The 308-nt window shown below is 36.7% G+C and carries 1 protein-coding gene; it reads left to right on the top strand.

The window, feature by feature from the left end; genetic code table 11:
* The coding region (locus KI369_RS28330; protein ID WP_212958972.1) for a helicase-related protein at nucleotides 1-308 on the top strand (308 nt) is incomplete at both ends.

Below are 308 nucleotides of genomic sequence, written 5' to 3'. Positions count from 1 at the left end.
GGATTGAAAGACGCGGATTTATATTACTCATGCTGAACAAGCTCAAACAAATTTGTAACCATCCCGCTCTTTATTTAAAAGAAACAGAACCAAAAGACATCATCGAACGTTCCATGAAAACGAGCACGCTAATGGAACTCATTGAAAATATAAAAGATCAAAATGAAAGTTGTTTAATCTTCACACAATACATCGGTATGGGGAACATGCTAAAAAATGTGTTAGAAGAACATTTCGGTCAGCGCGTCCTCTTCTTAAACGGTAGTGTACCTAAGAAAGAACGTGACAAAATGATCGAGCAGTTTCAA

The organism is Bacillus sanguinis, from assembly GCF_018332475.1.
GTDB lineage: Bacteria > Bacillota > Bacilli > Bacillales > Bacillaceae_G > Bacillus_A > Bacillus_A sanguinis.
Note: the sequence above shows the minus strand (reverse complement) of the source record. Positions and strands in the feature narration are given on the sequence as shown.